Annotated in this window: 16 protein-coding genes; 2 read left to right on the top strand and 14 right to left on the bottom strand. The window is 46.9% G+C overall.

Translation table 11 applies throughout. The features are described 5' to 3' along the window. Nucleotides 1-23: 23 nt before the first annotated feature. The 10 genes from L5M10_RS05810 to ilvC form a co-directional block, all read right to left on the bottom strand. Nucleotides 24-887 (bottom strand): Tim44 domain-containing protein, encoded by an 864-nt coding sequence (locus L5M10_RS05810; protein WP_263182387.1) that lies wholly within the window; start codon nt 885-887, stop codon nt 24-26. 303 nt (nt 888-1,190) lie between these two features. Continuing rightward, nucleotides 1,191-1,517, bottom strand: a complete 327-nt coding sequence (locus L5M10_RS05805) for a hypothetical protein (RefSeq protein ID WP_147250511.1) — start codon at nt 1,515-1,517, stop codon at nt 1,191-1,193. 693 nt (nt 1,518-2,210) lie between these two features. Further along, a complete protein-coding gene (locus L5M10_RS05800; RefSeq protein ID WP_263255006.1) occupies nt 2,211-2,729 on the bottom strand; it encodes a DUF4303 domain-containing protein in 519 nt (172 codons plus the stop codon). Nucleotides 2,730-2,776: 47 nt separating this feature from the next. Further along, nucleotides 2,777-3,397: a hypothetical protein gene (locus tag L5M10_RS05795; protein ID WP_263255005.1), complete on the bottom strand. Its 621-nt coding sequence runs from the start codon at nt 3,395-3,397 to the stop codon at nt 2,777-2,779. A gap of 186 nt (nt 3,398-3,583) precedes the next feature. Then, nucleotides 3,584-4,717: a pyridoxal-phosphate-dependent aminotransferase family protein gene (locus L5M10_RS05790; RefSeq protein WP_263255004.1), complete on the bottom strand. Its 1,134-nt coding sequence runs from the start codon at nt 4,715-4,717 to the stop codon at nt 3,584-3,586. A 244-nt stretch (nt 4,718-4,961) separates the two neighbouring features. Further along, nucleotides 4,962-6,557, bottom strand: a complete 1,596-nt coding sequence (ilvA, locus tag L5M10_RS05785; protein ID WP_263255021.1) for a threonine ammonia-lyase, biosynthetic — start codon at nt 6,555-6,557, stop codon at nt 4,962-4,964. 17 nt (nt 6,558-6,574) lie between these two features. Further along, nucleotides 6,575-8,434, bottom strand: coding sequence for a dihydroxy-acid dehydratase (gene ilvD / locus L5M10_RS05780; RefSeq protein ID WP_263255003.1), 1,860 nt, complete (start codon nt 8,432-8,434; stop codon nt 6,575-6,577). A 57-nt stretch (nt 8,435-8,491) separates the two neighbouring features. Continuing rightward, entirely contained in the window at nt 8,492-8,749 is a 258-nt protein-coding gene (gene ilvM / locus L5M10_RS05775) for an acetolactate synthase 2 small subunit (RefSeq protein ID WP_006083459.1), read from the bottom strand. After that, nucleotides 8,746-10,419: an acetolactate synthase 2 catalytic subunit gene (gene ilvG / locus L5M10_RS05770; RefSeq protein ID WP_263255002.1), complete on the bottom strand. Its 1,674-nt coding sequence runs from the start codon at nt 10,417-10,419 to the stop codon at nt 8,746-8,748. Before ilvG ends, ilvM begins: the two co-directional genes overlap by 4 nt. Nucleotides 10,420-11,094: 675 nt before the next feature. Then, nucleotides 11,095-12,573: a ketol-acid reductoisomerase gene (gene ilvC / locus L5M10_RS05765; protein WP_131524931.1), complete on the bottom strand. Its 1,479-nt coding sequence runs from the start codon at nt 12,571-12,573 to the stop codon at nt 11,095-11,097. Nucleotides 12,574-12,792: 219 nt separating this feature from the next. On the opposite strand from ilvC, the gene ilvY reads away from it, so the two are divergent. After that, nucleotides 12,793-13,665: an HTH-type transcriptional activator IlvY gene (ilvY, locus tag L5M10_RS05760; protein WP_263255001.1), complete on the top strand. Its 873-nt coding sequence runs from the start codon at nt 12,793-12,795 to the stop codon at nt 13,663-13,665. Nucleotides 13,666-13,852: 187 nt separating this feature from the next. On the opposite strand, the gene L5M10_RS05755 is transcribed toward ilvY, so the two are convergent. The 4 genes from L5M10_RS05755 to L5M10_RS05740 all read right to left on the bottom strand — a co-directional run bounded on the left by L5M10_RS05755 (nt 13,853) and on the right by L5M10_RS05740 (nt 20,594). Then, nucleotides 13,853-15,169, bottom strand: a complete 1,317-nt coding sequence (locus L5M10_RS05755) for a hemolysin family protein (RefSeq protein ID WP_105250472.1) — start codon at nt 15,167-15,169, stop codon at nt 13,853-13,855. Nucleotides 15,170-15,924: 755 nt separating this feature from the next. Beyond that, entirely contained in the window at nt 15,925-17,709 is a 1,785-nt protein-coding gene (locus L5M10_RS05750; protein WP_263255020.1) for a GGDEF domain-containing protein, read from the bottom strand. Between the two features lie 45 nt (nt 17,710-17,754). Further along, on the bottom strand, nt 17,755-18,783 hold the full coding sequence (locus L5M10_RS05745; protein WP_173248009.1) for an ABC transporter substrate-binding protein: 1,029 nt from the start codon (nt 18,781-18,783) through the stop codon (nt 17,755-17,757). A 692-nt stretch (nt 18,784-19,475) separates the two neighbouring features. After that, nucleotides 19,476-20,594 carry a YwqG family protein gene (locus tag L5M10_RS05740; RefSeq protein WP_263255000.1) on the bottom strand — a complete coding sequence of 373 codons (1,119 nt, stop codon included), beginning with the start codon at nt 20,592-20,594 and terminating at the stop codon, nt 19,476-19,478. A 216-nt stretch (nt 20,595-20,810) separates the two neighbouring features. Between L5M10_RS05740 and L5M10_RS05735 the strand changes: the two genes are divergently transcribed. Beyond that, entirely contained in the window at nt 20,811-22,337 is a 1,527-nt protein-coding gene (locus tag L5M10_RS05735; protein ID WP_105250475.1) for a YifB family Mg chelatase-like AAA ATPase, read from the top strand. The last annotated feature ends 22 nt before the right edge of the window (nt 22,338-22,359 follow it).

Below are 22,359 nucleotides of genomic sequence, written 5' to 3'. Positions count from 1 at the left end.
GGCTGCTTTAAACACTGAGCTGATTACTGTTCGATACCCACAATTAACCAAGGTGAGTTGGCTTGCGTTACGTTACGCTCTAAATGCCAGATTTCCTTAATGTCCTCTTCTACGCCTTCAACGGTATCGCGGTAGCGGCCGCTAAATTTAACACTCACTTCCGCAAGATTTGCATTGTGTGTGGCACGGACAAGTTCTGCATCCAAAAACATCACTTCTGTGTGCTGATCGCCAACTAACTCGCGACGTTGGTTGCTTAGTTCATTGTAAAGATCAATAGAAACATACTCTTGGATTTTGCTTAGATCATTTTCATTCCAAGCCAATTGTAGAGTTTTGTAGTGACTGCGAGCGCCTTCCAAAAAGCCGGGTAAATCAAAACCCGCAGGTAAATTAAAGGGCACATCACTTGTCGCCTGGCCAAAACCATTGCTGCCGCTGTTTGCATTGGTGGCAAAACCTGTTTGTTCAGTCTGTTGGCGCTGTAGATTAGGACTTGGCTGACTCGCCCCTGCATAGGCCGGTCTTGGCTGCGCACCCGCTTTTGAGGCCATCACAGTACGGACGATTTTGAATAGCACGAATGCCAGCAAACCGATAATCAAAATATCCATGATTTGAATATTTTCAAAACCACCGCCCATAAACAGCGCAGCCAATAAGCCACCTGCTAATAAACCGCCTAACATGCCGCCCATCATACCTTTTTTGCCCGGTGCTCCCGCTGGCGCCGTAGTCGGTGTGTTGGTCGCCGCTGGTTGAGCCGGAGCCGTTTGATGGCTTTTGCCGATAGATTTACTACCGCCGAATTTTTTCGCTTCAACGACTGGGCTAGTAACTAAGCTAACCGCAAAAATCATCGCCAGCATAATAAATAACTTTTTCATTTATAGGATCTTGTTCGTGTAATCTGAGGTGCTGCCATAATAGCGGGATGACATTATATGTCAATTAGCAAAAATCGGAGGCTGCGGAGCGAGGACTTCCTTCTTGCATCAAAACGTTTAATCCAGCTAGCTTAAAATGACTGCACAACTCAATTCACATCGCTACTCCAGTGACACGCCGTAAATATATCCCTATAGGCTCGACGACGGCATCCATGCCGTCAACGGTCACTTCCATATCAATGTGAATTCATTAGCATGGATGAAACAGTTAACCTTTCCCTGTCTTTTCCCCTATCCTGTTCACTCTATCTTTACTGGCAACACGTACCTTCGACTTGCAGATTCGTAAGGGGATGGACAGGTGTAATCAATAACCATCTTAACGGTATAAAAGCTATCATTCGGAGTAAATCCTAAAACTTTAGGAGCTTCATCGGAAAGTGGTAATGTAGTCAAAAATGCAGCAATCTGGTTGTCATTTTTTTCAGCAAAAAAACTGCCAGTTCTAAAAGGACGGCAATCAGAATTAATAACTAAAGGCCCAACAACTTCGATTGACTGACCGATATCACCTTGAGGTTCAATTTTTATAATAAAGCCTAACTCCTTCGCCAATTCAGAAGTCACTATTTCCTCCACTATAGGTGATGATGCAATTGAACTATATGACACTAAAATCAAATAAATTAAACACAATATTCTAATCATCAAAAAATCCTTAGTGATAAATTCAGCGGAGTAATACTCCATATAAAGCAATAACATAATTCGATTTATGTTTTGCTTCAAACACTATTCATGTATCTACTATGCCACTATCATCCTGTCTTTTTAACTATGTTGCAGTTTATCTTGGGTGGTCTGATTTATGTCTTCTGATTGTTCAACATGGCTCAACTAAGAATGCGTCAAAAGATATGACAATTAGACTCTGTGACGTGAGAAGTGATTAAGCACTGTCATTCCAGTCACGCGCCAACTTTGGTTTAAAAATAAGTCATCCCTGAGGGCTCGACGGCTGCATCTGCTGTATATGGACATACGAATGTCGCGATCACATGAATGTGAATGAGCGACCATGCCGCCAACGGTCACTTACATGCCAGTGCTTAATCCCATAAACTACCGTACATTCTGATAGCCAGAACGACCCAAACCGAAGTCCAATCCCCAGATAGGGGTAACCATCTCAGCAGTCATATCTTTTGAATCAAGATTTAGAATAATCGCCATGAAGAAAATATGCGTTTGTCCTATTTTTTCATCTTTTTAAAAAAGATGATTATGTTTCTATTTTTATAGATAAATCTGTACGATTAATTAGTCAAACCTTAAAATAAATGCCATTGAAAGTGGTGCATCGTTTATTAATTTTGCAGAAGAGTTTTCTATTTCCTCAGACTCATCGTCGTCAGTCATTGAAACAAAACACACTGTCGAATTTAGCTCAATAGGCAGTTCTCTTTTTATTCTGACCAGTACGTTTGATAATGTCTGAATTAGTTTATTTTTAAACTTTGCAAAGTTTATTTCTCGAGATGAGTCCTCTCGAAGCATCTTACTTATTTTGGAGAATGCTCCCGCATTATATCCGTCATAAAACCACTCAGATACTGCCCATCTATAGTAATTTTCACACTCTATGCTCTGCTCTTCTTCATCAGCGAGAATACTTTTAAGCTTCTCCTCAGAGCTAGCACTTAATGATACCGACATAGCACTACTGTCAGTGTAAAGAGATACCGCATAGAATGTCTCATCTTTGTTTTCTAACAATAACATCTTGATTGTATCGTATGTAGTTTCAAAGCATTTTTCTTCTAACTCAATCCAGTCCATTAATAACTCCTTGCACTTAGCTTCAATATTTTCATTTTATGAGGCACTCAGTCCCATGCAGAATAATGATAATATTCATTTATCTCCTTAAAACTCACACCCGTTAAACCAAGAGCTTCGTACTCATTTTTAAACTGAATAGAACATACAGAAGCCGCTATCTCGTTACAAAAGAATAAATGTTCACAAATATTATTCTTTATTTTAAATTTATCGATAGACTCATAATATGTCTTCTTTAACCCACGTTCCTCTTGCGTGTTCAATTTTCCAGAATCTAAATCAATCGAGATAGTATAAATGGACTCATCCTTATCCAAGATAGATAAATAACTTAATGGGAAAAATAAAAAATACTTTTTCTGCGGCCTAACTCCTCGATACAGGTTAATATCGACAGGAATACGAATACACTTAACATTTAATTTTTCACACAAGCATAACATTTCATTAGAAACTAAATTTTCATCAACCAAATAATCACCATTCAGTTGATATGCTTTTGCTTTAAGAGAATAAGCTGTTAAAAAATCACCCTCACACGGTGGTGAGTCATAAATCTCATAGTCAGGTAACTCAGGAGTCCAATTTTTATCCATAAAATACGGTATTCCCTTACCATCAGGATCTGATTGCACAATAAAAAATGCCTGTGGATTTATACTCATAATAACTACCCTGTAATAGGTTAAAATTTTAATGTCCCTGAGAAAGCATTAGCACAAACTTAGATTGCCAAAAAGCTGGATCCCCGCTCAAATGCTGTGCGGGGATGACGATGCTTAATCAAACTTCAGTTATCAAAAAAACTGGATCCCCGCTCAAAAACACTGCCGGGATGATGGTTCAGTCGCTTAGCTCAAGACCTCTTCTAATGCCTTGAGGCATAAGGCGACATTTTCACGGCGAGCACCGAAGCCCATAAGGCCGATGCGCCATGCTTTACTCGCAAGGGCGCCAAGGCCTGCGCCGATTTCGAGATTGTAATCTTTGAGCAAACGAGCCCGCACCGCGGCATCATCGACACCAGCAGGGATGTAAACTGCGTTAAGTTGTGGCAGACGCGAATCTTCAGCCACCACAAAATTTAGCCCTAACTTTTCCAGCCCAGCACGCAGCACTAAGTGCATGTCATGATGGCGTTGCCACGCATTTTCTAAACCTTCGGCCGCTAACATACGCAGGGATTCATGTAGTGCATAAAGTGCATTAACGGGCGCAGTGTGATGGTAACTACGTTTGCCGCCCGCGCTGGTCCAATAGGCCATCACTAAGCTTTGATCGAGGAACCAACTTTGTACTGGGGTCTTGCGATTCTTGAGTTTTTCGACGGCAGCAGGCGAGAAAGACACAGGTGATAAACCCGGTACACAGGAAAGGCACTTTTGGCTACCGGAATAAATGGCATCTATGCCCCATTCATCGACTCTTAATTCGACGCCGCCAAGGGAAGTGACCGCATCAACTATGCTCAAGCAACCATAGGTTTTGGCTAATGCGCACAAGGTTTTGGCATCGGACAAGGCGCCAGTAGAAGTTTCGGCGTGCACAAAGGCTAAAAATTTGGCATCGGGATTGGCTTTCAGCGCTGCTTCAACTGCGGCTGGATCGACAGGAGTGCCCCATTCGTTATCCACCAGCACGGCAATCGCGCCCATACGCTCGACGTTTTGGCGCATACGCTCACCAAACACACCGTTACGGCAGACAATCACCTTCTCACCCGGCTCGACTAAATTAACGAAACAGGTTTCCATGCCCGCACTGCCCGGCGCTGATACCGCCATGGTCATTTCGTTTTTAGTTTGGAAGGCGTATTGGATCAGGCTCTTAAGCTCATCCATCATGCCCACAAACAGCGGATCTAAGTGGCCAACCGTAGGTCTGGACTGCGCCGCAAGCACTTCGGGATAAACATCCGACGGGCCTGGGCCCATTAAAATACGGCGAGGAGGATTAAAAGCGGTAAAACGCGGTGCTGGTAACATCATGTCTCCTTAATGCGTGCAGGTCGAGGTCTCGTTGTTATTCGTTAGCCGTTCTGTTTTAAGAAACTGCCAGTTAATCGTTAACGGGTTAAGTCAGTAACTTAACTGTGACGTATTAATCGGCGGCTAGAGTATTAAGTCTACAAAACTACCACAAAAAAGGGCGCATGTGCGCCCCTCCTTTAGCCTAACTTTGCCTAACATGTCATCGCGTCGATCTAAGCTATGTGCATCACAGCGAACGCTATAAGACTTTGTTGCCGTTACCCGCATTTAAAAACAGCTGATAGGCAGGACTTTGGGTTTCCTCTTGATAGACGAAACCCAACTCAGTTAAAAACTGTTGGAACGGCAAGGCATCACTCGCGGGTACTTCAAATCCCGCCAGCACTCGGCCAAAGGCCGCGCCGTGGTTACGATAATGGAACAGACTGATATTCCATTTGCTCTGCAAGGTCGTTAAAAACTTCAGCAGCGCACCGGGATGTTCAGGAAACTCAAAGCTAAATAAACGCTCCTCTAAAGGCTCTGGTGGATGACCACCGACCATATAACGCACATGCAATTTCGCGGTTTCATCCCCGGATAAATCCTGAACTTCAAAACCATTAGCCTCTAAGGTGGCAATGATTTGTTCTAGCTCACCTTGGCCTCGGCTTAAGCGAATGCCGGCAAACACCACGGCAAGATCACGACTACTGAAACGATAGTTAAACTCTGTCATCACCCGCTTATCGAGCAACTCACAGAATGTTAAGAAACTTCCCGGACGCTCAGGGACTTTCACCGCCAGTACCGCTTCTTTTTGCTCGCCAAGCTCACAACGTTCCGACACATAACGCAGACTGTGAAAATTCACATTCGCGCCACTTAAAATCGCTGCGACCTTTTCACCATTGCCGCAATCACCATTGGCATTAGCGCTGACATATTTTTTAAGCCCAGCTAAGGACAAGGCCCCTGCGGGTTCGGCGATCGCACGGGTGTCTTCGAAGATATCTTTCACCGCAGCGCAGATTTCATCTGAGGTGACAGTCACTACTTCATCGACATAAAGTTTCGCGACTCTAAACGGCTCAGTGCCTATACGTTTAACCGCCACGCCATCGGCAAATAAACCGACTTGCGCCAGTGTCACAGGTTCGCCCGCTTCCATCGCTGCCTTTAAACAGGCGGCGTCTTCTGGCTCGACGCCGACAATTTTCACCTGCGGCATTACCGCCTTGTAATAGGCTGCGATACCCGCTATTAAACCGCCGCCGCCCACGGGTACAAATACCACTTCGAGATCGCGCTGCTGCTGCAACATCTCTTGGGCGATAGTGCCTTGGCCTGCGATCACAGCTTCATCATCGAAGGGCGCGATATAGACTCGGCCCTCTTCTTTGGCCATCGCCATCGCAAAACCATTGGCTTGATCGAAGGCTTGGCCGTGCAATACCACGTTGCCACCTAAACGGCGCACCGCATCGACTTTAATATCGGGCGTCGTCTCGGGCATCACAATCACAGCATCCACACCGCGACTCGCCGCCGACATCGCCACACCTTGGGCATGATTGCCTGCCGAAGCGCACACCACGCCGCGCTGGCATTCTTCTTTCGTCAGCTGGGCGATACGGTTATAGGCACCGCGTAACTTGAAGGAATGCACTGGCTGCATATCTTCGCGCTTCAAAAATACCTGACAACCCAAACGCGCCGATAACTTGTTCATGCTGGAAAGCGGCGTCACTTTCGCTATGTCATACACAGATGACAACAGGATTTTTTGCAGATAGCTTTGTGCCAACTGAAAATGAGTTAAATCCGCCTGAGTTTGCGATGAGAGTGGCAACATAGATGCAGTAAACATAATTAGTCCTCCAGTTTACTGCGATCGCGCACCGCGCCCTTGTCGGCACTGGTGGCGAGCATGGCGTAGGCCTTAAGCGCGAGTGACACATAACGCTGGCGACCAATAGGTTTCCACGCCATTGGGCCAAGACTGTGCATTTTTTCGCGGCGAGCATTGAGTTCAGCATCGCTTACTGCCAGCTTGATGCTGCGCTTGGGTATATCAATTTCGATTCGATCGCCATTTTCAATCAAGGCGATAGTGCCGCCAGCGGCCGCTTCTGGTGAGACGTGGCCGATAGATAAACCTGAAGTGCCACCAGAGAAACGACCGTCGGTTATCAGCGCGCAGGCCTTACCTAAACCACGTGATTTTAAGTAACTGGTTGGATACAACATTTCTTGCATACCTGGGCCACCTTTCGGGCCTTCGTAACGGATAACAACCACGTCGCCCGCCACCACTTCACCGCCTAAAATGCCCGCCACTGCATCATCTTGGCTTTCATAAACGCGCGCCGAGCCGATGAAGGTCAGATTAGATTCATCTACGCCCGCCGTTTTAACGATACAGCCGTTTTCGGCCACATTACCCGACAATACGGCAAGACCGCCCTCTTGGCTGAAGGCAAACTCGCGGCTGCGGATACAACCTTCTTGTCTGTCATTATCCAGTGACGGCCAGCGACAATCTTGGCTAAAGGCTTTAGTGGTCGGAATCCCCGCAGGCCCCGCCATAAAGAAGTGTTTTACTTTTTCATCTTGCGTCTGCATCACATCGTATTTCGCCAATACAGACTTCAAATTGCCACCTTCATCGGCCGCCACATGGAACACATCGGTATGCAGTAATCCGGCTCTGTCTAGCTCACCTAAAATCCCCATCACGCCGCCCGCACGGTGCACGTCTTCCATATGGTATTTAGGCGTCGATGGCGCAACCTTACAAAGGTGCGGCACAAGGCGCGACATACGGTCGATATCCGCCATGGTAAAATCAACATCGGCTTCCTGTGCGGCGGCCAATAAATGCAATACAGTGTTAGATGAACCGCCCATGGCGATATCTAAGGTCATAGCATTTTCGAAGGCTTTAAAGTTGGCGATATTACGTGGCAATGCTGATTCATCATCTTGATGATAATAACGTTTTGCCAGCGCCATCACGCTGCGACCCGCTTCTAAAAACAGCTCGCGGCGATCGGCGTGGGTTGCCAACATAGAGCCGTTACCCGGCAGCGATAATCCTAAAGCTTCGGTTAAACAGTTCATTGAGTTCGCGGTAAACATGCCAGAGCAAGAGCCACAGGTTGGGCACGCGCTACGCTCGATTTTGGCACTGTCTTCATCGCTCACGTTCGAGTCGGCGCCGGCTACCATAGCATCGACTAAATCGAGTTTGATGAGCTTATCCGACAACTTAGTCTTGCCCGCTTCCATCGGTCCGCCAGACACGAATACCACAGGAATATTGAGGCGCAGCGCCGCCATCAACATGCCGGGGGTGATCTTGTCGCAGTTGGAGATACAGACTAAAGCATCGGCGCAGTGGGCGTTAACCATGTATTCCACACTGTCGGCGATAAGCTCACGTGATGGCAGACTATAGAGCATACCGCCGTGGCCCATGGCGATACCGTCATCGACGGCGATCGTATTGAATTCTTTGGCGATACCGCCCGCTTCTTCGATGGCGCTCGCCACCAGTGAGCCCATGTCTTTTAAGTGCACATGACCCGGTACAAACTGAGTAAAGGAGTTAGCAATGGCGATAATTGGCTTACCAAAATCATTGTCTTTCACCCCTGTGGCGCGCCATAGCGCACGGGCACCCGCCATATTGCGGCCTTCGGTACTGGTAGCTGATCGTAACTTTGGCATTGACTGTATCCTTTATCTCAAATCGAAAATCGTATTCTTAATTCACATGGCGAATGCTTAAGCATTCGCCGTTTGTTGCAAGCTCAGCGGTAACAATACCTTACACTGGGTCACATCAATCAGTTTATTCAACTGATTACTTAACAGTTCGATGGCACGTTCGCTATCGACCTCCATATCCAGCGACAGGCTCGCATCGTCATTCATACGCATCTGCATTTGGGTAATCGTAAAGCCTCGATGGCGAGTCACGCGCAAAACACGCTCAAGCACTTCGGGGCGTTGTTGAACCGTTAATTCCAGAGAGTGGATCATGTTTGTTTCTCCATTTCGTCCATCATATCGCTGTTTGATGCGCCGGGGGGCACCAGTGGCCAAACGTTAAAAGCATCGTCGATTGCAACGTGTAACAAATACGGGCCCTTAGCCGCTAACATTTCGGTTAAGGCTTCTTCCACTTCGTCGGAAGAAAAAATCGTCCGGCCGGGGATATCAAAGGCGGAGGCCAATAACACAAAATCTGGGTTATCAGATAAATCCGTTTCGCTGTAACGCTCTTCAAAGAATAGCTGTTGCCACTGCTTCACCATGCCGAGTTTTTGATTGTCGATCAGCACTATCTTCACCGGCAACTTACGGCGTTTGATGGTGGTCAGCTCCTGCACATTCATCATAAAAGAACCATCACCAGAGACAGTCACCACAGTCGCATCGGGACGCGCCACTTGCGCACCAATGGCGGCGGGTAAGCCAAAGCCCATAGTGCCTAAGCCAGCGCTGGACAGGTGATCTTCTGGACGGCGGAACCACATATGCTGGGCCACCCACATTTGGTGCTGGCCCACATCGCAACAAACAACATTGTCTTCGGGTAATTTATTGGCTAAACGGCGCAGCAGCGCAGGCGCATAGATCAAACTGCCGGGGTGTTGATAATCCCATTGATGCTTACGGGATAAATGCTCCACCTCAGCCTGCCAAGGCGTAATGTTCATCGACATGGCTACGGCGGGGAGGATTTGGCGTAAGTCACCGGCGATTGCCACCTCTGGCATACGTAACTTGCCCAGCTCAGCGGCGTCTATGTCTAAATGGATCACTTTGGCCTTGTCGGCAAAGCTCGCTAAACGGCCGGTGACTCTGTCGTCGAAACGGGCGCCCACCACGATCAGCAAATCACAATCCTGTACCGCTAAGTTAGCCGCCTTGCCACCATGCATGCCTAACATGCCTAAGTAACCGGGCGTGCCGTGGGCGATACTGCCAAGCCCTTTCAAGGTCGCGACCGAAGGTATACCCGTTATTTTGATAAACTCACGCAGTTGATCGACCGCGCCCGCCATGCCTACACCACCGCCGACATACAACATAGGCTGTTTAGCCTCAGCCAACAGCGCACGGGCGGCCTCGATATCACTCATCTCGGCTTGTGGTTCGTTCATGACGGCCAGCAAAGGCGTACGGTATTCAAGGTGAGCAAGTTGGATATCCTTCGGGATATCGACCAACACAGGGCCAGGGCGGCCGGATGCGGCGATCTCAAAAGCTTGATACAAGGTTGGGATCAGGTCGTTGACGTCTGTCACCATAAAGCTGTGCTTAGTGCAGCTCAGTGACATGCCCAGTACATCGATTTCTTGAAACGCATCAGTGCCGATAACGGCGGTGGAGACTTGGCCTGTGATAGCCACGATAGGCACTGAATCTAGCAACGCATCGGCAAGTGAGGTGATAAGGTTAGTCGCGCCAGGGCCTGATGTCGCAAAGCACACGCCAGTTTTACCGCTGGCTCTTGCGTATCCTACGGCAGCAAAGGCGGCGCCTTGTTCGTGACGGCTTAAGAGATGTTCAACAGGGCTTCCATAGAGGGCATCGTATATTGGCATAATGGCACCACCTGGGTAACCAAACACTGTGGTGACTCCATGTGCTGCTAACACTTTGATTACCGCGTCTGCGCCTCTGATCATCTGCCCTGGTTCCATATTCTCTCTCGCTACGTTAGTCCTGAATTGCCGAAAATCGACGCTAATTTTTTACTCTTTCGAAGCTTAGAACCTAGCTCTAGGCCCTGAAACGAAGAACCCCCCGGTCCTTTCGGAGCGGGGGGTTCTTTCGAAACTTTTAACCTTTTAGGTCTATCAGTTTGCCATGCGCCGCCCCCGCTGTGATTTAATAATCACGACGGTAATAATCACGAGAATGAGCTTGGCAGCTTGGTTAAACATCAATATGGATTCCTAATCGGTGTTTCTAAAATTGGGATATTGCATGAAAGTTAGTTTCGCTTTGGACTTTGCCCTAGCGCGAGCTATTAGCTTTACCATAAAGCGACAGCCAAACACAATAAAAAATATCTTTTGTCAAAAAAAATTCAGCTTCCCTGCCGAGACAATGCAAAACAACAAAGTAAAACGTTAACTGTTGAGCCTCAGTCGGCGCGATTCACCTACTGAACGATAGACTCACTAACTGTGTCGTTTTTGCCCGCTCGACAACCCACTGAACAGGAAAAAATTTGTTTCTCACTAACTGATTTATCACTAAGCAAGCTCAAGATGCGCGTTTCACTATCTTGAGCTTGCTTGGGAACTGAGCTGAGACCCAAGTCCTTTGAGTATCAACCCTCTCTCCCAATGCTGGGCTTAACTAACTATCAATTAAGCCTCAACAATGCTCTTCATATCAGTCATGTAACCGCGAAGCTCAGCGCCAACATATTCCACTGCCGTTTCACGAATCGCTTCGTTAACAGCGATGAGCGTTAGGTTGTCGACACCGGTTGCGCTGTCTTTCAGGCCAGCACCTAAATACTCAGATGACATGGCATTAACGTAGTCGCGCAGCATAGGTACGGCGGCGTGATTGAACAGGTAGCAACCGTATTCGGCTGTGTCTGAAATCACTACGTTCATTTCGTACAAACGCTTACGAGCAATCGTGTTAGCGATCAGTGGGGTTTCGTGCAGTGACTCGTAATAGGCCGACTCTTCCACAATACCAGCAGACACCATGGTATCGAACGCCAGTTCCACACCCGCTTTGATCATAGCAACAAGGAAAATACCTTTGTCGAAATAGGTTTGTTCGTCGATATGCTCACTCGATACGGGCGCATTTTCGAAACCTGTTTCGCCAGTTTCCGCTCTCCAACGCAGTAAGTTCGCATCATCGTTTGCCCAGTCTTCCATCATAGTGCGTGAGAATTCGCCGCTGATGATGTCATCCATGTGCTTTTCAAATAATGGTTGCAGAATTTCTTTTAAATCTTCTGCAATTTCAAATGCTTTAATCTTGGCTGGATTAGACAAACGGTCCATCATGTTAGTGATGCCGCCGTGTTTCAGCGCTTCAGTGACCGTTTCCCAACCTTGCTGGATAAGCTTGGCCGCATAGCCTGGCTCAACGCCATCGGCGATCATTTTCTCGTAACCTAAGATGGCACCCGTCTGCAACATACCGCACAGAATGGTTTGCTCGCCCATCAGATCCGACTTCACTTCTGCGATGAAAGACGACAGTAAAACACCGGCTCTGTCTCCACCCGTTGCGCTAGCATAGGCTTTAGCAATCTCTAAACCGTCACCGTTTGGATCGTTTTCTGGATGAACCGCGATAAGGGTAGGCACACCAAAACCACGTTTGTATTCTTCACGCACTTCAGTGCCAGGGCACTTAGGCGCAACCATCACCACAGTGATATCGGAACGAACTTGCATACCCTCTTCAACTATGTTGAAGCCGTGTGAGTAAGACAAGGTAGAGCCTTGCTTCATCAGTGGCATAACCGCGTTAACCACGTTTGAATGCTGTTTGTCCGGCGTCAGGTTAAGGACCAGATCCGCCGCAGGGATTAATTCTTCAAAGGTACCGACACGGAAACCGTTATCAGTTGCTTTTTGCCATGAGGCACGTTTCTGTTCAATCGCTTCAGGACGCAGGGCAAAAGAGATATTCAGACCCGAATCACGCATGTTCAAGCCTTGGTTAAGACCTTGAGCACCACAACCTAAAATAACAATATTCCAATCTTTGATGTAGTTACAGCCGTCGCTAAACTCAGAACGATCCATGAAACGACATTGGCCAAGCTGTGCTAATTGTTGACGTAAATTCAGAGAGTTAAAATAGTTAGCCATCTGATATACCACCTATAAGTCAGAAATTTTGGACGCAACCAAACTAACATAATGTTACGACTTGGTTGTGATTGAAATCACTATAACCCATGCTTATCATTGCTTAAAATGATATATTCGAAACTTCATATTGCATTATACGCAACGTCAGCCGCAATAACGCTCAGTAACATCGGCGGCAATATGCAGCAATCAAGCTCAGGCTAAACAGGATAAGTTATGGATATTCGTACCCTCAAATTGTACCTGCACTTATGTGGCAGTTTGCACTTCGCCAAGACCGCGGAGCAGATGCATGTGAGCCCATCGACCTTAAGCCGAGCCCTGCAAAGATTAGAAGAAGAAGTGAACGCTAAGCTGTTAGAGCGAGATAATCGCAGCGTGACCTTAACCCACGCGGGACACGAGTTTAAGCGATTCGCCGAGCAGACTTTGAACCATTGGAGCACACTCAAGCACAGTATCGATCTCAAGCAGGACGTGCTGCGCGGTCGGTTAAATCTGTATTGCTCGGTCACTGCCGCCTACAGTCATTTACCGGGTTTATTGGATCTATTCCGCCAAGAGCATCCCTTCGTCGAGATTGCTTTAACCACGGGAGATGCAGCCAACGCGCTAGCAGAAGTGCAGCAGAATCGCGCCGATATCGCCATCGCCGCCCTGCCCGATCCGTTTCCCAGCAGCTTACACTTTGCCAAAATCGACGATGTGCCGCTGTCGATTATCGCACCGACGATCCGCTGTGCAGTACAGCAACAAGTGAGTCAAACGCCTATAGATTGGTCGAGCGTGCCCTTTATCATCCCAGATCACGGCCCAGGACGGCGCCGCGCCGATAACTGGTTCAAACAAATGGGCATCAGCCCTAATATTTACGCCCAAGTCTCGGGACAGGAAGCGATCGCCTCTATGGTAGCGTTAGGTTGTGGCGTGAGCATGAGCCCCGAAGTGGTGATCAATAATAGCCCAGTGCGTGATCGCATTCAGCTGCTCTCGTCGCCGGTTGCGATTCCACCGTTCGAGTTAGGTTGCTGCTGCAAAGTGAAACGACTTGATGATCCCATCGTTAATGCGTTTTTGGATGTGATTTAAACGGGGAAAGTAATACAAAATAAAAGTGCGAGTGAGAGTTTCAACGAGATAGAAACCGAAACGGCTCTCAAAAAGCTAAAAACTTAGCTAAAGAGAACCGCTTCACTATCGAACAGTTGCTATCAAACTGGTGCTAACTATTGCCACAGGATTTCTATCGCAAGGCAATCAACACAAGATGACAGGATTACACATCCGGCGAGTTGAGCTTATCAATAGGATCGATACGAGTCACCAATAGCTGATCGACCTTGTACGAATCGATATCGACCACCTCAAATTTATAGCCTGCATAGTTCACGAAATCCGTACGCTTAGGGATTTTACGCAGCATATACATCATAAAACCAGCAATGGTTTCGTAGTTCTGATTATGCGGAAACTCCTCAATACCAAAGGCGCGCATTACGTCGGTAATAGGCGTCACACCGTCGACTAACCAAGAGTTGCTATCACGGGCGATGATCTGCTCTTCGCTCTCGTGCAATGACCAAGCCCCCATTACGGCGCGCTGTAGATCGTTAGTAGTCACAATCCCCACCACTAAGGCGTATTCGTTCATGACCACGGCAAAATCGGCGCGACTATTTTTAAAGTATTCCATCGCTTCTGACAGGCTCAGCGTATCGGGAATGATCAGCGAAGTATGGATTAAGTTACTGCCTTTTAAGATGATATTCTCACCGTTGATCACACGGATCAGCAATTCTTTCGCATCCACGAAGCCTTTGATCATATCCAACTGACCATCGCAGACGAGGAACTTAGTATGGGGATCTTCAGAAATTTTACGCTTGATATCTTCTTCACTGTCTTGCAGTAAAAAGTACACTAAGCTTTCACGGGCCGTCATGGCCGAAGTCACAGAAACGGTTTGCATTTCAAACACATTTTCCATCATCTGTTGCTCACCGCGATCTAGCACCCCAGCTTCGGCGCCCGCATTCATGACGGCATAAATATCGTCGGAGGTGATGGCATCGTTACGCACGGTTGGGATCTGCAGCAGTTTAAAGATACCACTCGCCATGCCATTGAAAAACCACACTAATGGGCGTAATAGCACAATACAGAAAGACATAGGCCCGACAACAGCTAAAGCGACAGGCTCAGGCATCGCCATGGCAATGCGTTTTGGCATTAAATCGGCGACTAAAATAAAGGCGCTGGTTACCGTTATGAAGGATAAAACAAAGCTCAATTGGCTCAGCCAAGGCTCGGCAACTAAAGGGGAAAGCAACTGATAGAAGTAAGGCCGAAATGCCGACTCACCCACAATACCGCCCATGATGGCAACGGCATTAAGACCAATTTGTACTACCGTAAAAAAGCTACCGGGAACGGCTTGTAACTGCAGCACTTTTTCTGCTCGTGCATCGCCCTCATCGGCTAACTGACGTAAACGAATTTTACGTGAAGCGGCAAGTGCAATTTCTGACATAGAGAAAAAACAACTCGCGCCGATTAGACACAATATAATCATCACGTTATCAAAGAGACTCATGTAACACCTTTCATTTAACACTGGACTAACTAGGACCAACTCGCGCTTTATTGCTCGCAAGTCAGTTGAATTCATTGTATTTGAGCAAAGTTTGCTTTGTCTGGTCGCTGCACAACAAGATTGTATTGACCACTTTCACCCCAAAGATAAATGAGCGCTTAGATGACAATCCTTAGGGTGCACTCAGTATATCTGCAAATTCACGAGTTATGCGAGACTCCGCTCTCGCAGCCCACGCATAGCGCTAATGCACTTGCATCATTTAAGTAATTTTTTATGTCGAAACGACTGAATATACAGCATTTAATTATTTTACTCGACTCGATGGCATTAGACATCCGAGCGCGGTGGCTTTGATATTGAGCTGCTAGAACGTACATTTAAACCAACAGAATTGACTATGCAGTAGTGGCTTTGCTTAATTGCGTTACGTAAAATACGTCCAGAATGGCAGCATGGATGTCACTCAGAGTGCATCGCTAAATCGACAATAGGCGACAGATTATATCTCATCTGCCGCCTAATATTACCTCACCTTGAGTAATTTTTATCTTAGCGACTTATCTACAGCTGTGTTTCACATAAATGTTATCAATTAGTTAGCATGATTGAGGACGTCTGTGGCGTGGTGATGCTAACCGAATATGTCTCCAATTTTGCAGCATAGCGCCTAGACTCTTGAAGCGCAGTAGCCAATCCAGCAACGTGTTGAGATATCTTGGTGAAAGAGTAACATCACCTTCAACCGGCTCCCATTAAATCACTTCAACCTCGACTCTATTGCGACCTTTATCCTTAGCGCGATAGAGGCAAACATCGGCGCGGCGTAATACGTCGGCCATCTTAAACCCAGAGATCTTATCTAATGGCAAAAACACGCTGCCAATACTGATCGTCACCACAGCCAAGGGAGATACTTGATGGGGAATATTGAGTTGCTCAACGAGATAACACAGTTGCGTAGCAATAGCCGTTAACTGTGCTGGCGTGACCTGCTCGACGACCAAAGCAAACTCTTCACCACCAATGCGAGCCAATAGAGCATTGTGCGGCAGGATATCGCACTGTGCTAAGGCATTAGCCACCCGTTTAAGCACAGTATCGCCTTCAAGATGACCATAAGTGTCGTTGTAGGATTTGAAATAATCGATATCTAACATTAACAATCCCGCTGGAGTGTTAGCTTGTAGCACAGTAGCTAATCTTTCGGTAAAGGGTCGTCTATTAGCTAAGCCAGTTAACTCATCGGTTTCAGCCATCACCTTTAATTGGCTATTCGCGGCAACCAGCGCTTGTTGTAGCACTGTCATCTGACGCTCTTTCTGTTCGCGTAGCAGTAACTCGTTCAATGCGGAGGCGAATTGGGTCAGCATATTCTTTTTCTGGGCGTTCCAATTTAATGGCCGCGACACAGTCGACAGCGAGAGCAATCCCAATAACTCCCCAGCATTTTTAATCGCAAAGGCGGCAATCGAACATATCCCCACGGATTTCATTACCTCATATTCCTGTGGTGAAAAAGCCTTTAACGCCTCAAGATCCTCAATCACTAAGGTCGATTCCGTCTCGAATTTTTTAGCCAGTTGAGCAATATTATCTACCGAAATCACTTGGACCTTATTTGCTTGTAAGTCACTGGTCCAAAAGCTGCGGTAATAGGCATGCTGCTGATTGAATTCGAGAAGACTCACCCTTTCAACATCAAATAACTGACCTATTTTGTGGCATACCTCAGTTAAGGTTTTATCCACATTGCAGGTATCTATACTCAAAAATTGCAACGAAATCTCTGCCAACAATTGATTCGACTGCGACTGCCAATCTAATTCTTTAGTTCGTTCTTTGACTAAGTCAGACAATAAATGCTGCTGTTGTTGCAGTGCACGTTGCTGACGTTTATTGATGGCTAAATCATTACGTATCCTTTGATACATATCCTTAAGTGACAATGCAACATGGGCTATTTCATCGGGTCTTGCGGTTACCGTCTCAGGCACAGATAACTTTTTTAACGAGTTAAGATTGATTTTATTAGTGAAATCCTCCAATGCCGACAATCTATCTGTCACCATGAGTCGCACTAAGGTCAAAATCAAATAAATCATCAATAGGGTCTTTAACCCATTACCGAGCACGATAAAAATCAACTGCCGCCACAGCTCGTAGTAAAGCCGATTGGTATCTAACCCTACGGTCAAAGTCGCTATCGACTGCTCTTGATAGGTCACAGGATAGTGAAATAGAGTTTGCGACTCATCATCGGTTAACAAAGGTTTACCCAGATGCATAGTGACGCCATCGATACTGTCTAAATGTACACTCGACACTAATGGCATCATCCCCAGTCCAGAGAGCAAATCCGATAACAAGCTACGGTCGACGTCCCACAGTGACTTCGCCACGCTTGGCAAAATAGATTCTGAATACTCGCGGATATCCGAAGTCGCATTATCAATACTATCCTGATAGTTCCAAATCAACTGTACCAGCATAGTTAACACAGCAAAAAACGAGCTCACCCCAATAATAATCAGCGTCATCTTGTGGCTAATAGAATGATTACGATGCTTCATGTACACCTGTTATTACGCCTTGAGGGGCAACTTATTCAAAATCTGAGACTGGAAAATCTGTGGCCAATCTCGAGCAACTAACATTTGATAAAATGCCGAATCTGGTTGCAAAACACCGAACAAGGCAACATTGTCATAGGGGAGATATTTTTTATGCTGCTGATAATATTGCAATTCGACCAAACCTAAAGCGCCAACCAAAAAATGCCCGCCACCAATAACACTCACAGAGTGCTGGCGACAAAGCTGTAAAATCTCAGGTGAAGTATTGATCGTACCGACAAATACATCTTTACCAGACACCAAACCTTTTTCCTTCAATGCCTTAAGCACCCCAATCGCCATACGATCACTGGCGGTCCAAATCACATTCAGATCAGGATAACGATTCAGCAGGGTTAACGCTTGCCCATAAGCCACAGCCTCACTCCATTGGCCATAAACCGTTTGAGTCAGAGTGGCATTGGACTGCATAAAGAAATAGTCGCTGGCGCCTTGGGTACGTAACACTGAAGCAGGTGTCGATTTATCGCCCGAAATCAACAGAACTTTAGCCGCCTTTCCCTCTAAGTCGTCCATTAAGGCCTTAGCGGTCGCCGAACCAATAGCGTAATTATCGGGAATAATGGCGGGTAACAGATATTCTTGCCAATGGGGATCTTGCAGCAGGGCATCACGCTCGCCAGGGGAAATATCATTTAAAATCAATTGCACATAGACAGGGTGAGGATAAAGCGCCTGCAACATTTTTATCGCGGATTGTTTTTCATTAACCAGAATAACGTAATTAGGTAACGCCTTTGCAGAAGCTAACAACTCATCGAGTTGGGTGATCATCTTGAAGTGATTGCGATCGGAATGAATGATATCGAGTTTAATATCGAGTGTCGTCGATGCCGCCAACATCAATTGGTCGACATCTCCCCAAAAACTGTCATCGACAGCCCCAGGATTAAAGAAAACCACATCGAGTTTTGCCCATGCTGCCCCACCAAAACCCGCAGTACAGATAAACACACACGCTAACATCCACGAACGCATAGGCGAGTTCTCCTCGACCATGTTCGCTCAAATGTCATCCTTCACAAGAGGTCACTTTATTATTATCGATTCACAACCTTGTTACCGCATCGCCGCCCAAAATGTTGCTAAAATCGGCAGCAGATGTTTCGATTAAACCACAAAATGATACAAAGTATACTTTATATGCTGACTATTTATTCCGACACCCTGTCTGTATAAGGAGTTCGAGTGGCTCAGTAGCAGAATGTTTATGGGGATGTAAGTGGCGGCCTTATGGTCAGTCTTGCGATCTAACCACGGAGAAAATGACGGGAACTTAAAAGGAATACAAGTTAGAACTCAGACGTTAATGCAGCCTAGCGGTCAAGTTGAATCAAGGTCGTGGGAGGGGAACCATGATTTTCAGTGGAGGGTCAACCAACTGAGACTGTGCAACGATGCCCTCATATAATGGCATAGGTTGACTAATCTCCATTAACTGATTGAAATAATTAAATATAACTATCAAGCACTCAATCTATTCAGTGGTAATCATTTCTCCCAGAATCAATCCTTTATAACTCATATTCATTCAAAGGCACTAAATTGTGCTTGCGACTCTTCTTTTAATCGGTCGCAACATACATCTTCAATCGTCTCGATATACTCCAAGTGCTGTGTAGCCCGCATCGCCAAACAAAAAGGTTGGCTGTAGCCAACCTTTCAATGAACTAATAATCATAAATGCAGTAAATGCGTTCAAATTGACCCGACGCGAGATCGTCTCGATGGATAATAAAATTCAACTGCATCGAGTGCTCACTATAGACGACTTTGAACAGCACCAGATAATCTTCGGCATTGCCGCCTAACTCAGCTGCGGCGCGGAGTTCGGGTGCTTTATAGCGGCTATCACCATGGCCATTAATGCTGGCGATACCATTGTAATACGGCAGCGGCTGCTCGGGGACCAGCAATACCTGCAAGTTGGATGACTGCCATTCAGGTAGTGCCGCCCACTGCGCTTGAGTGAAAATCTGCCCGGGAATTAACCCCTGCTTATTCATTTTCATCAGGTCAAAGAAGTAGAGCTGATCTTGCCACTCAGATGCCAATTCGTCATCCACAACCGCTAGGGCCTCCAGCACCATAGCTTGTTGCGGTTCTGGTAGCGCTTGTAAACGTGCCTTGGCTAACTTTACTAAATGCGGGTTGTCACTATTAATCATGTCAGGGGCTATCATCTTAATGCTGGCAATTCCCTGAAGTTGATAAGCCTCTTCATACTCATAGTTTGCACATACCGCATCGTCGAACTTAGGTTCGGCAATCGCTTTTCCAGAGTTCAGTTGTTGATCCTCAGCGACATAATAGACATGGCCGCGAAGCATTTCCGAGAATCGCCAGCGCTCCAAAAAGAACAACAATCGCCCTTCTCGAGGCAAATAAGATTGAAACGCCTTCAGGTCGCTGCAGTTGAGCTGTGCGATAAATTGCATGGGCACACGGAAGGCTTGCGCCGCCTCGTCCCAATCCGAATCTTGCGACCAACAATAATGTTCCTCGATATACTCGCGAGTGTGGTCGAATTCCTCAGCGTAAGCATCCAGCATCTCCTCCCGTCCAACCAAAGTCACCGGATAATCCATGCCGACAGGCAAATCCGGCAATCCACCCAGCCGGCTGTTACCTAACTGGGCATAGTCTTCGATTGCACAGGGATAGAGATCGACACTACTGCGAATAAACGCCGAAAGCGTATGGGCAAGATGTGGGTCTTTAAACTGCGCCAGCTTTTGCTCTAACAACTGCCGACGAATGGGGGAATTTTCTGCTAAAAATATATCCATATTTACCTCACGACTCCAATGTTTGTTTTTTATCATTTCTATCAACTATTTGCCATCTTCAAATAAGGTAAATTGCCAAGCCTATCACACGATTAGCAAAGCCGGAGTCAACGGCTTGCTAATGAGAAGGGCAACGACCTAGGCGATAGGAAACCCCTCCCATTAATTACTGCTACACTCAAATTCAGCGAAAAAGATCAACAAAAGGATTTGTTTATGGCGATTGCCTGTGTCAATACCCGAGCCAGTTGTGGGGTCGAAGCTCCACAAGTCACAGTTGAAGTGCATCTCAGCAACGGCTTACCTGCATTTAATCTTGTAGGCTTACCCGAAGCTTCGGTAAAAGAAGCCCGTGAGCGAGTACGCAGTGCCTTGATCAATGCGGGATTCGAGTTTCCAATGCGGCGGATAACCGTCAATCTCGCGCCAGCTGATTTACCTAAACAAGGTGGCCGCTACGACTTACCCATCGCCGTGGGCATATTGGCCGCTTCGGAACAGATTCCCATTAACAGTTTAAAAAATATCGAGTTTGTCGGTGAGTTGGCACTGTCTGGACACATACGTTATTGCCAAGGGTTATTGCCCGCGATTATCGCTGCAAAGCGCCAAGACCATACCTTGGTCTTACCGCTAGATAACCGCCACGATGCCGAGCTAGTCGGCTATCCCAATGTGTTATTTGGTTCGCATCTGCAAAGTCTAGCCGCGTATTTACAAGGGCAAAACCAACTGCCAACACTGGCGCCACAGTTAGAATGGGTAAGCCAAGAGACACCCGAGTCCCATACTTGCCTGAGCGATGTGATTGGCCAATATCAGGCCAAGCAAGCACTCGAAATTGCCGCTGCGGGTAACCACAACCTCTTGATGCTAGGCCCGCCGGGTACTGGCAAGACCATGCTTGCCAGCCGCATGATGGCGCTATTGCCCGCGCTCAATTATGAGGAAGCGTTAGAAGTGGCGGCAATTCATTCCGTTGCAGGACTCGACATTAAACCGCAGCATTTTTTACAGCGACCATTTAGGGCACCGCACCACACGAGTTCTTCAATTTCCCTCGTGGGCGGTGGCAGTATCCCAAAACCTGGGGAGATCTCCCTCGCCCATCGCGGTGTATTATTCTTGGATGAAGTGGCTGAATTTCCGCGTAAAGTCTTAGATTGCCTGCGCGAACCGATGGAAACCGGCGAAGTAGTGATTTCCCGCGCCGCCGCTAAGCTGACATTTTTAAGTCGATTCCAATTAATCGCAGCGATGAATCCTAGCCCTAGTGGCGACTTGGATAGCCATCATAGATCCAGCCCAGAACAAATCCAACGTTACCTTTCGCGGCTTTCAGGTCCGTTTCTCGATCGTTTCGACTTGACCATAGAAGTGCCCAAACTTCCCGCGGGCACCTTGACTCAAGCCGCGCCGCAGACAGAAACCAGCCAAGATATCGCCAAACGAGTGAAGCTGGCGCGTGAGCTACAACTCGCCCGTGCTGGTGTGCTCAATAGCGAACTTACAGGGAAACAATTGAAACGCTTCAGCGGGCTCAGTGATGCTGATTTAGTATTTTTGGAGCAAAGCGTGGTCAAGCTTGGCCTTTCGGTTCGCAGTTTTCATCGTATACAAAGAGTCGCCCGCACTATCGCCGATCTTGAACAAGCACCTAACACCGAACGCCGTCATCTTGCCCAAGCACTGGGTTATCGTGCTATGGATAGGTTGCTGGCACGACTATCCCAGCAATATTGAGTCAGCCACTTTACAGTGAAGA

This window comes from Shewanella sp. SM32, assembly GCF_025654235.1.
Lineage (GTDB): Bacteria > Pseudomonadota > Gammaproteobacteria > Enterobacterales > Shewanellaceae > Shewanella > Shewanella oncorhynchi.
Note: the sequence above shows the minus strand (reverse complement) of the source record. Positions and strands in the feature narration are given on the sequence as shown.

Bases quoted from the DNA above. Each gene is read 5' to 3' on its own strand.
- L5M10_RS05810 (WP_263182387.1), bottom strand. From the start codon at position 887: ATGAAAAAGTTATTTATTATGCTGGCGATGATTTTTGCGGTTAGCTTA.
- L5M10_RS05800 (WP_263255006.1), bottom strand. From the start codon at position 2,729: ATGGACTGGATTGAGTTAGAAGAAAAATGCTTTGAAACTACATACGAT.
- L5M10_RS05795 (WP_263255005.1), bottom strand. From the start codon at position 3,397: ATGAGTATAAATCCACAGGCATTTTTTATTGTGCAATCAGATCCTGAT.
- L5M10_RS05790 (WP_263255004.1), bottom strand. From the start codon at position 4,717: ATGTTACCAGCACCGCGTTTTACCGCTTTTAATCCTCCTCGCCGTATT.
- ilvA (WP_263255021.1), bottom strand. From the start codon at position 6,557: ATGTTGCCACTCTCATCGCAAACTCAGGCGGATTTAACTCATTTTCAG.
- ilvD (WP_263255003.1), bottom strand. From the start codon at position 8,434: ATGCCAAAGTTACGATCAGCTACCAGTACCGAAGGCCGCAATATGGCG.
- ilvM (WP_006083459.1), bottom strand. From the start codon at position 8,749: ATGATCCACTCTCTGGAATTAACGGTTCAACAACGCCCCGAAGTGCTT.
- ilvG (WP_263255002.1), bottom strand. From the start codon at position 10,419: ATGGAACCAGGGCAGATGATCAGAGGCGCAGACGCGGTAATCAAAGTG.
- ilvC (WP_131524931.1), bottom strand. From the start codon at position 12,573: ATGGCTAACTATTTTAACTCTCTGAATTTACGTCAACAATTAGCACAG.
- ilvY (WP_263255001.1), top strand. From the start codon at position 12,793: ATGGATATTCGTACCCTCAAATTGTACCTGCACTTATGTGGCAGTTTG.
- L5M10_RS05755 (WP_105250472.1), bottom strand. From the start codon at position 15,169: ATGAGTCTCTTTGATAACGTGATGATTATATTGTGTCTAATCGGCGCG.
- L5M10_RS05750 (WP_263255020.1), bottom strand. From the start codon at position 17,709: ATGACGCTGATTATTATTGGGGTGAGCTCGTTTTTTGCTGTGTTAACT.
- L5M10_RS05745 (WP_173248009.1), bottom strand. From the start codon at position 18,783: ATGCGTTCGTGGATGTTAGCGTGTGTGTTTATCTGTACTGCGGGTTTT.
- L5M10_RS05740 (WP_263255000.1), bottom strand. From the start codon at position 20,594: ATGGATATATTTTTAGCAGAAAATTCCCCCATTCGTCGGCAGTTGTTA.
- L5M10_RS05735 (WP_105250475.1), top strand. From the start codon at position 20,811: ATGGCGATTGCCTGTGTCAATACCCGAGCCAGTTGTGGGGTCGAAGCT.